This window comes from Thauera aminoaromatica S2, from assembly GCF_000310185.1.
Lineage (GTDB): Bacteria > Pseudomonadota > Gammaproteobacteria > Burkholderiales > Rhodocyclaceae > Thauera > Thauera aminoaromatica.
In genome coordinates, this window is sequence record NZ_AMXD01000141.1 from 1 (window position 1) to 9,289 (window position 9,289).

A 9,289-nucleotide genomic window follows, 5' to 3' on the forward strand; every position below is an offset into this window, starting at 1 on the left:
GCGCACACACCGCCTGCGCGTCGATCGCGCCCGCGAGCCAGCGCTGCGCGCCGCCCCACTCGACGAGCTGGCGCCCGGGCAGGCCGAGCGCGGGCGCGGTCGAGGGCAGCGACAACCGCCACAGCACCTCGCCCTCCTCCAGCGCGAAGCCGGGAAGGGTCTGCTCGCGCGCCGCGGTCCACAGCGCCTGCGCCGTCGCGTCATCGAGCGCTTCGCCGCCGAGCCGCGCACAGGCCGCCTGCACCGCCGCCTCGGCGCCCGACAGGCGCAGGTGCAGCACGCCGTGCTGCCACAGCGTGGCCGACACCGGCAGCGGCTGGCCGCCCCATTCATTGACGCGCCGCAGCGCGCTCGCCTCGTCGAGCTCGAAACGCAGCGTGGCCTCGGCCACCGGCCGCGGCAGCACCTTGAGCGAGACCTCGAGCAGGATGCCGAGCGTGCCGAGGCTGCCCGCCACCAGGCGGGAGACGTCGTAGCCGGCGACGTTCTTCATGACCTGGCCGCCGAAGCGCAGCACCTCGCCACGGCCGTCGAGCAGCTTGACGCCGAGCATGAAGTCGCGCACCGCGCCGGCACTCGCCCGCCGCGGCCCCGACAGGCCGGCGGTCACGCAGCCGCCCACCGTGGCGCCGGGACCGAAATGCGGCGGTTCGAAAGCGAGGTATTGGCCCTTGTCCGCCAGCACCGCCTCGAGCTCGGCGAGCGGCGTGCCGGCACACACGGTCACGACGAGCTCGGTGGGTTCGTAGGCGACCACGCCGCGGTTGGCGCGCAGGTCGAAGCGCTCGCCGGCGAGCGTACAGCCGAAGAAGTCCTTGCTGCCGCCGCCGCGCAGGCACAGCGGCGTACGCGTCGCCACAGACGCGCGCACGCGCTCGGCCCATTCCTTCTCGATCATCGTCATCGTGTCATCGTCCAATCATCATTCATATGCGGGGCCGCACACCCTGCCGGCCGGGCACTCCCGACGCGCGGGGCGCAGTCCGTCGGCGGCGATCGCGACTCGCGTCGCTCCTACGGAAACCCCGTGACCATCCGGGATTCACCGCCGCCCGGGACCGCCCGTAGGAGCGACGCAAGTCGCGATTCCCCCGTTCAGAACCGCGGAATCTCCGGATACGGCACATGCCCCTTGCTCACCTTCATGCGGCCGTATTCGGCGCAGCGGTTGAGCGTGGGGATCGCCTTGCCGGGGTTCAACAGCCCGGGCGGATCGAAGGCCGCCTTGACGCGGAAGAACTGGCGCACCTCGGCCGTGGTGAACTGCGAACACATCTGGTTGATCTTCTCCAGCCCGACGCCATGCTCGCCGGTGATGGTGCCGCCGAGCGCCACCGACAGCTCGAGGATCTCGGCGCCGAACTCTTCGGCGCGCTCGAGCTCGTCGGGCTGGTTGGCGTCGAAGAGGATCAGCGGATGCAGGTTGCCGTCGCCGGCATGGAACACGTTCATGCAGCGCAGGCCGTACTTGCCTTCCATGGCCTGGATGGCGGTGAGCATCTCGCCGAGGCGCTTGCGTGGAATCGTGCCGTCCATGCAGTAGTAGTCGGGCGAGATCCTCCCCGCCGCCGGGAAGGCGGCCTTGCGCCCGGCCCAGAACCTGAGCCGCTCGGCCTCGTCGCGCGACACGCGGATCTCGGTGGCGCCGCTGTCTTCCAGCACCGCGCGCACCCGGGCGATCTCCTCGGCCACCTCCTCCGGCGTGCCGTCGGCCTCGCACAGCAGGATCGCCTTGGCGTCGAGCGGATAGCCGGCGCGCACGAACTCCTCGACCGCCGCGGTCGCGGGCTGGTCCATCATCTCCAGGCCGGCGGGGATGATGCCGGCGGCGATGATCCTCGCCACCGCCTCGCCGGCGCGCACCACGTCGTCGAAGGCGGCGAGCACGCACTGCGCGAGTTGCGGTTTGGGCACGAGCTTGACGGTGACTTCGGTGACCACGATCAGCATGCCCTCAGAGCCGGTGACCAGCGCAAGCAGGTCGTAGCCCGGCGAATCGAGCGCACCCGAGCCGATCTCGACGACCTCGCCCGCAATGGTGACGCCGCGCACGCGCAGCAGGTTGTGCACCGTGAGGCCGTACTTGAGGCAATGCACGCCGCCGGCGTTCTCGGCCACGTTGCCGCCGATCGAGCAGGCGATCTGCGAGGACGGATCGGGCGCGTAATACAGCCCGTAGGGCGCGGCCGCCTCGGAGATCGCCAGGTTGCGCACGCCCGGCTGCACGACCGCGGTGCGTGCGAGCGGATCGAGCCTGACGATGCGGTTGAAGCGCGCCAGCGACAGCAGCACGCCGCGGGTGTGCGGCAGAGCGCCGCCCGACAGCCCGGTGCCCGCGCCACGCGCCACCACCGGCACGCCCATCTCATGGCAGATGCGCAGCACCGCCACCACCTGCGCCTCGGTGGTGGGCAGGGCCACGACCAGCGGCAGCTCGCGGTAGGCGGCGAGGCCGTCGCACTCGTAGGGGCGCAGGTCCTCGCTGTCGTACATCAGCGTCCCGGACGGCAGCACCTTGCTCAAGGCTGCGACCACGCGCGCCTTGTCCACCGCGGAAAAATCGCCCTCGGTCTCACCGAACGGCAGCGCTTCGTTCTCCAGCATCATCCTCGTCTCCTCGCCTGGCCATGCCGATCGAGCATCGACCGCCGCGCCGGCACATCGAAATCCGCGCGGGCGTATCGGGACCGCGGCAATCGCGACTTGCGTCGCTCCTACGAAAACAGAACCGCCGCGAAGCGCGATCCTCCGCCCCCGGAATCCCCGCGGGCGTGTCGCGATCTTTGGCGCATCCGAATCCTCGACTCCCCGCGGGACCGGGCAGCTATCCGGAGTATAGAGGCTCCCGCACAGCGCCCGCTTGACGCCTCTTGCTCGCCGGCTTGAAGAAAATTCAACCCTGAAACGGCCCGGCGATGCTTCAGGGCAGCGCGGCCTGCAGCCAGTCCGCGAACGCGGCGCACTCCCAGCGCTCGAGCGCGCCGGGGCGCCAGCACAGGTAGTGCGCGTAGGGCGAGCGCAGCGGGCGCGAGGACAACGCCAGCAGGCGCCCGCTGTCGAACCACGCCGCCCCCAGGCGCTGGCGCACCAGGGCGACCCCGAAGCCGCTCGCCGCGGCATCGTAGGCCAGGCCGAGGTCGTTGAACTGTGCGCCGCGCGCCGGCTCGGGCAGAGCCAGACCGCAGTGCGCGAACCAGTTCGACCAGGGCTCGAGCGGGCTGCGCACGAGCGCGGTGCCGGCGCACTCGGCGAGGCTCGCGAAACCGTCGAAGGGGCCGTGCTCGTCGAGGAAGGCCGGGCTGCAGGCGGGGACCGCCTCGTCGCTCAGCAGCAGGCGGTGCTCGAGGTCGGTGTAGCCCCCGGCGCCATAGCGGATCTCGAGCTCCGCCTCTTCCGCGACGACGTCGCGCAGCGGGATCGACACCTGCAGGGTGAGCTCGATGTCCGGCCAGTCGCGGCGGAAGAGCTCGAGCTTGGGCATGACGAACTGTCGGCAGAACGAGGGTGTCACCGCCACGCGCAAGCGCGCCGATGCACCCGGCGCGCGCTCGCCCGGCAATTCGCGCAGCGCCGCGAGCGCGACACCGACCTGCTGCAGGTAGGCCGCCCCCTCGGCGGTCGGGGTGAAGTCGCTGCGCGAGAAGAGCCGCACGCCCAGATGGGACTCGAGCTGGCGCAGGCGATGGCTGACCGCGCTGACGGTCACGCAGAGCTCCTCGGCCGCACGGCTCGCGCTGCGCAGGCGCGCGACCGCCTCGAAGGTGAGCAGGCACTGGATGGGCGGGATGCGGCGGAGCGCCATGGTCGCGGCTCGGGGCCCGTTCGGAAGGATGTCCCCGATTATGCCCCCGCAGCCCCGCTGCCTGCACTGCGACGCCCCCACCCACCTTCCCTCCCGCGCCGAGTTTCGGGTGCGCGCATCCTGCTGTGGCGCGAGAGCGTCATTCTCCCGGTCGCAGGACGAAGCGCCGGATCGGCCCGGCCACTTCATTCGTGCCGCAATTATTCTTCAGGCATTTATCGAATTAATTTTTCATAGTACATCGGCAACTCCGAGTTACTTTCCATGGCCATCGGAAAAGGCGCCGCAAAGGAATTGCCTTTCGCATATCCCTTCGCTTGGAACCCGTTCGGATCTCCACAAGTAGGCTGGATCCGGGTGTCGATTTTTTTTACACAGGCTGCTGAAGAAGAAAAATCTAAAAATTAAAATATCTAAAAAACAGATACTTGCATTATTGGCACACGATTTGCTACGAGATCTCCATACACCTGTAGGAGGGAGTGCCATGAAAGCCAAAAACCTGGTCGTCGCAATGCTCGCCGCGCTCGGCGCATCGTCCGCATCGGCCGCATTGGTCAACCTCAACGGGCTCGGTTACGTCACGTACGGCGATGGCAACAGCTATTCGCTGGCGGTGGCCAATTATTTCGCCTGCGGCTCTGAATACGGCCCCGGCTGTCCTTACAACGTCAAGGGCTCCCCGGGTGCGAGTGAGACCGACCCGCGCATCTACATCGTCCAGGGGGCCGGCGGCCACGTCGACAACGAGAACGCGAACATCGACGACGCCTTCGACGCGGCGAACAATGAGCTGTTCTTCACGATGACCTCCGCCAACGAGCCGGGCAGCGACGGCAACAAGAACGCCACCTTCACCGGCGACAAGACCAACACCTGGGATGCGACGCTTGGCGCACTCGACCAGAGTTTCGACTTCTCGAAGAACCTGATGACGTTCTTCTTCGTGAACAACGAGCCCAACAGCAACGACGGCCTGACGCAGAACCTCGCCGTCTGGGCCCGCGTGACGCTGACCAACCTCGCCGGCACGACGGTCTACAAGACCTTCGACGTGACCAACGACCCGCGCACGAGCGAACAGCGCGACGGCGACGGCATCGGCGACCTGCCCGCCCCGGGTTACGGCCCCCCGCCGGTCGGAGGCGGTGTCCCGTATGGTGACGTCACGCTCTATACCAGCGAGGGCAACGCCCCCGAGATCACCGACTTCGCCATGTCGGGCGGCCAGGTGTGCGTCGACAAGACCACCAGCACGCTGGTCGATTGCACCACCGCCAGCGCCGGCAGCTTCGATGCGATCAACCACAACCTCGGCGAGAACCAGGCCCCCTACGCGATCACCATTCCCGAACTCGACGATTACATCGGCGGCCTGATGGCGGCGAATGCCAATCTCGACGACTACGTGATGCGGATCGACCTGCGCTACGGCTGCGTCAGCCCGCCATTCACCATCGACACGCAGGGAAACGACTCCTGCGTCGGTTACGGCACCGCGGTGTCGCAGGACAACAACTTCGAACAGGTCTTCATCAGCACCCGCCTGGCGACGCAACGCGTGCCGGAACCCGGCACCCTGGCGCTGCTCGGCTCGGGTCTGCTGGGTTTCGCGGCCGCCCGCCGCTCCCGCAAGTCCTGAGGCATCGCGGCCACCGCGGCAGCGAAAACCCTCACCGAGCCTCGTACGGATCCGGCCCTGCCGGATCCATTTCGGGCAGCCGCGCGTCCCGCGCCGCTGCCCGAACTCTTTTCGGGCGCCTGGGCCGCCCCCCGTTTCACGGCTAAGATGGAATCCCCCGGACAACGGGGGGCCACACCCCCCCCCGCCCTCGGGAATCCTCCGGCCGATGCCCTCCCCACATCCGCACCTGCCCTTCCTCGCCTGGCCTGCGCAATGGCGCGAGCATGGGCTGCGCGGCGACCTCGTCGCCGGCATCACGGTCGCGCTGGTGCTGATTCCGCAGGCGCTCGCCTACGCCAAGCTCGCCGGGCTGCCACCGCACATCGGCCTCTACGCCGCGCTGCTGCCGGCGGTGGTCGCTGCGCTGTTCGGTTCCTGCGGCCAGCTCTCCACCGGGCCGGTGGCGCTCACCAGCCTGCTCGTGGGCGCGAGCATCCTGCCGCTGGGCGCGACCGCCGGGGGCGACCTCGTCGGGCTCGCCCTGCTGCTGGCGCTGCTGTCGGGTTTGATCCAGCTCGCGCTCGGTGCGCTACGCCTGGGCTGGCTGCTCAACCTGCTGTCGGTGCCGGTGCTGATGGGCTTCGTCAACGCCGCCGCGCTGATCATCTGCCTGACCCAGATCCCTCCGCTACTCGGCTTGGCCATGCCGCACTCCGATCACCTGCTGGTCGATTTCGTGCGTGCGCTCGGCGGGCTCGACGCACTGCAGCCCGCCGCGGCGGCCTTCGGCGTCGGCAGCCTGGCCGTGCTGGTGGGGCTCAAGCGCCTGTGGCCGCGCTTGCCCGGCGTGCCGCTGGTGGTGGCGGCGACGATCGCGCTATCGGCCTGGACCGGCTTCGCTGCCCAAGGCGGTGCGGTGGTGGGCGCAGTGCCGGCCGGCCTGCCCGGCTTCAGCCTGCCGCCGCTGCGCCCGGAGCTGATCGCCGCGCTGCTGCCGGCCGCCTTCGTGGTGGCCATGGTGAGCTTCATGGAGGCGGCCTCGAGCGCCAAGCTGATCTGCGGCCGCACCCGCCAGCCTTGGAACCAGGACCAGGAGCTCGTCGGCCAGGGCCTGGGCAAGCTCGCCGCCGCCTTCACCGGCGGTCTGCCGGTGAGCGCCTCGTTCTCGCGCTCGGCGCTCAACTACGCCAACGAGGCGCGCACCGGCCTGTCCTCGCTGGTCACCGCCGCCTTCGTGCTGGCCGCCCTGCTGTGGTTCACCCCGCTGCTGTGGCACCTGCCCAAGCCGGTGCTGGCGGCGATCATCCTGCAGGCGGTCGCCGGGCTGATCGACACCGGAGTGATGCGGCGCGCCTGGCGTGCGAGCCGCGACGACGGCGCCGCCGCGGCGGTCACCTTCCTCGCCACCCTCGCCTTCGCGCCCAACATCCAGAACGGGGTGTTCACCGGCCTGATCCTGTCGCTCGCGCTGCTGGTGTATCGCGGCATGCGTCCGCGCGTGGCGCTGCTCGGCCTGCACGAGGACGGCACCTACCGCGACCGCGAGCGCTTCGGCCTGCCCCACCCGCATCCCCGGCTGGTGATCCTGCGTTTCGACGGCCCGCTCAGTTTCGTCACCGCCGCGACCTTCGAGGACGCCATGCTCGGCGCCGCGCGCGCGCAGGAGAGCGTGCGCGTCGTGCTGGTCTCGGCCGCCGGCATCAACGCGATCGACGCCACCGGCCTGCACACCCTCGCCAGCCTGGTCGAGCGCTTCCACGGCCAGGGTCAGACGATCGCCTTCTGCGGACTCAAGAAGCAGGTGATCGACGCCATGGAGCGCGACGGCGTGTGGGCGCGCATCGGCGCGCATTCGAACTATCGCACGGAGCACCAGGCCCTGGACGCCCTGCAGCCGGCCCTGGCCGCGGCAGGGCCCGCGGCGAGCGCCCCGGCCCCGTGAGTGTCGGATTTTCTTACATGTGCCCGGATACGCTGGGAACGCAGGTCCGGACATTGTTTTCATTGACTTTCCTGCCGCGTGTTCGTATAGTGCGCGATTCTTCGCAGACCCATCAACTGGAGCAACACCATGTACGCGGTGATAAAAACCGGTGGCAAGCAGTATCGCGTCGCTGCCGGCGAAAAGATCAAGGTAGAACAGATACCGGCCGACGTGGGTTCCGAGATCACCATCGACCAGGTCTTCATGGTCGGTGAAGGCGATGCCGTCAAGATCGGCACGCCCGTTGTGGCCGGAGCTTCCGTCAAGGCGACCGTGGTCTCCCACGGCCGTCACGACAAGATCAAGATTTTCAAGATGCGCCGCCGCAAGCACTACCAGAAGCACCAGGGGCATCGTCAGAACTACACCGAGCTTCGCATCGAAGCGATTTCGGCCTAAGGCGCAGGGGGTAATCCGACATGGCACACAAAAAAGCTGGCGGTAGTTCGCGTAACGGCCGCGACTCGGAATCGAAACGCCTCGGCGTCAAGCGCTACGGTGGCCAGTTCGTGCTCGCCGGCAACATCATCGTTCGCCAGCGCGGCACCGAATACCACCCTGGCGACAACGTCGGCATCGGCAAGGACCACACCCTGTTCGCGCTCAAGAACGGCGTCGTGCAGTTCGCGGTCAAGGGCCCGTCGCGTCGTCGCACCGTGATCATCGTGCCGGAAGCGGCCTGATCGCGCGCTCCGGTCCGCATCGCAGCATCGAAAGCCCTATCCCGGTGGTAGGGCTTTTTCATTTTCGGGGTGCGCCTGCCGGCCTGCCCCGCCAAGAGGTTGATCAGGCATGAAGTTCTTTGACGAAGCCCGCATCGAGGTGTACGCCGGCGACGGCGGCAACGGCGCGGCCACCTTCCGCCGCGAGAAGTACATCCCCAAGGGCGGCCCGAGCGGTGGCGACGGCGGCCGTGGCGGCAGCGTGTACGCCGTGGCCGACCGCAACCTCAACACCCTGATCGACTATCGCTACACCCGCAGCTTCCGCGCCGAGCGCGGCGAGAACGGCGGCAGCCGCGACTGCTACGGCAAGGGCGGCGACGACATCACGCTGCGCTTCCCGGTCGGCACGGTGATCAAGGACCTCGACAGCGGCGAGCTCGTCGCCGACCTCGATGAGGACGGCAAGACCGTACTCATCGCCCAGGGCGGCCGCGGCGGCCTGGGCAACATCCACTTCAAGTCCAGCACCAACCGCGCCCCGCGCAAGAAGACGATGGGCCAGGAAGGCGAGTACCGCAACCTGCACCTGGAGCTCAAGGTGCTCGCCGACGTCGGCCTGCTCGGCATGCCCAACGCCGGCAAGTCCACCTTCATCCGCAGCGTCTCCGCGGCCAAGCCCAAGGTCGCCGACTACCCCTTCACCACGCTCGCACCCAACCTCGGCGTGGTGCGCACCAGCGAGGCGCGCAGCTTCGTGATCGCCGACATCCCCGGCCTGATCGAGGGCGCGGCCGAGGGCGCCGGGCTGGGCCACCAGTTCCTGCGCCACCTGCAGCGCACCCACCTGCTGCTGCACCTGGTCGACCTCGCCCCCTTCGATCCCGAGGCCGATCCGGTCGCGGACGCCAAGGCCATCGCCGAGGAGCTGCGCAAGTACGACGAGGCGCTGTACAACAAGCCGCGCTGGCTGGTGCTCAACAAGCTCGACCTCATCCCCGAGGAAGAGCGCGCCGAACGCGTGGCCGCCTTCCTCGAAGCCTACGGGCCGGTCGAACGCCACTTCCAGATCTCCGCCATGAAGGGCGAAGGCACCCAGGCGCTGATCTTCGCGATCCAGGACCTGCTCGACGCCGAGCGCGCCCGCATCGAGGCCGAGCGCGCCGAGCGCGTCGCCGCCGAGGCCGCTCGTCTCGCCGCGGCCGAGGCCGCGCGCG

8 protein-coding genes are annotated in these 9,289 nt (G+C 68.9%); 5 read left to right on the forward strand and 3 right to left on the reverse strand.

The features are described 5' to 3' along the window. The 3 genes from glcE to C665_RS16285 form a co-directional block, all read right to left on the reverse strand. The coding region (glcE, locus tag C665_RS16275) for a glycolate oxidase subunit GlcE (protein WP_004322877.1) at window positions 1-904 on the reverse strand (904 nt) is incomplete at its 3' end. Window positions 905-1,095: 191 nt separating this feature from the next. After that, the gene (locus C665_RS16280) at window positions 1,096-2,607 is read right to left on the reverse strand and encodes an FAD-linked oxidase C-terminal domain-containing protein (RefSeq protein WP_004322879.1); all 1,512 of its coding nucleotides are present in this window, start codon (window positions 2,605-2,607) and stop codon (window positions 1,096-1,098) included. 313 nt (window positions 2,608-2,920) lie between these two features. Beyond that, complete coding sequence (locus tag C665_RS16285; protein WP_004322881.1) at window positions 2,921-3,802, reverse strand: LysR substrate-binding domain-containing protein; 882 nt, start codon at window positions 3,800-3,802, stop codon at window positions 2,921-2,923. A gap of 487 nt (window positions 3,803-4,289) precedes the next feature. Between C665_RS16285 and C665_RS16290 the strand changes: the two genes are divergently transcribed. From C665_RS16290 to cgtA, 5 genes are all read left to right on the forward strand, one after another. After that, window positions 4,290-5,444: a PEP-CTERM sorting domain-containing protein gene (locus C665_RS16290; protein WP_004322883.1), complete on the forward strand. Its 1,155-nt coding sequence runs from the start codon at window positions 4,290-4,292 to the stop codon at window positions 5,442-5,444. Window positions 5,445-5,652: 208 nt separating this feature from the next. Then, a complete protein-coding gene (locus tag C665_RS16295; protein ID WP_004322885.1) occupies window positions 5,653-7,368 on the forward strand; it encodes a SulP family inorganic anion transporter in 1,716 nt (571 codons plus the stop codon). Between the two features lie 129 nt (window positions 7,369-7,497). Beyond that, entirely contained in the window at window positions 7,498-7,809 is a 312-nt protein-coding gene (gene rplU, locus C665_RS16300; RefSeq protein ID WP_004322886.1) for a 50S ribosomal protein L21, read from the forward strand. A gap of 20 nt (window positions 7,810-7,829) precedes the next feature. Continuing rightward, on the forward strand, window positions 7,830-8,093 hold the full coding sequence (rpmA, locus tag C665_RS16305) for a 50S ribosomal protein L27 (protein ID WP_004322888.1): 264 nt from the start codon (window positions 7,830-7,832) through the stop codon (window positions 8,091-8,093). A gap of 109 nt (window positions 8,094-8,202) precedes the next feature. Next, window positions 8,203-9,289 (forward strand): Obg family GTPase CgtA (gene cgtA, locus C665_RS16310; protein ID WP_004322890.1); only part of this gene is annotated, 1,087 nt, incomplete at its 3' end.

Excerpts from the sequence above, each read along its gene's own strand:
- C665_RS16280 (WP_004322879.1), bottom strand. The coding sequence starts at position 2,607 with ATGATGCTGGAGAACGAAGCGCTGCCGTTCGGTGAGACCGAGGGCGAT.
- C665_RS16285 (WP_004322881.1), bottom strand. The coding sequence starts at position 3,802 with ATGGCGCTCCGCCGCATCCCGCCCATCCAGTGCCTGCTCACCTTCGAG.
- C665_RS16290 (WP_004322883.1), top strand. The coding sequence starts at position 4,290 with ATGAAAGCCAAAAACCTGGTCGTCGCAATGCTCGCCGCGCTCGGCGCA.
- C665_RS16295 (WP_004322885.1), top strand. The coding sequence starts at position 5,653 with ATGCCCTCCCCACATCCGCACCTGCCCTTCCTCGCCTGGCCTGCGCAA.
- rplU (WP_004322886.1), top strand. The coding sequence starts at position 7,498 with ATGTACGCGGTGATAAAAACCGGTGGCAAGCAGTATCGCGTCGCTGCC.
- rpmA (WP_004322888.1), top strand. The coding sequence starts at position 7,830 with ATGGCACACAAAAAAGCTGGCGGTAGTTCGCGTAACGGCCGCGACTCG.